This window comes from Hwanghaeella sp. LZ110 (genome assembly GCF_048892525.1).
Taxonomy (GTDB): Bacteria; Pseudomonadota; Alphaproteobacteria; order UBA8366; family Aestuariispiraceae; genus Pacificispira.
On sequence record NZ_JBLZHT010000088.1, the window covers coordinates 1 to 276 of the forward strand.

Here is a 276-nt window from a genome sequence, read left to right on the forward strand (position 1 = left end):
TTGTCATCAGCGTCGCCATCACTTCATCGGCGATCTCTCCATCCCGAACGATACGCAAGAAACGGTAGCGCGGTGCCTCCTGAAAGGCATCATATGCATCCAGATTCCAGCTGCCAGGCACAGGACCTCCGACATCGGCATGATGGATCACCGAGCTGGTCCAGGCGACAAGCGCGCCATCAATAATGATCGGTGCGACCAGTGCGACATCGTTTTGATGCACCGCCCCCATCCAGGGATCATTCGTGATGAACATATCCCCATCACGCAATTTGC

1 protein-coding gene is annotated in these 276 nt (G+C 55.4%); it reads right to left on the reverse strand.

The features are described 5' to 3' along the window. Positions 1–276 (reverse strand): hydantoinase B/oxoprolinase family protein (locus ACOSDM_RS20310; protein ID WP_420726353.1); only part of this gene is annotated, 276 nt, incomplete at both ends.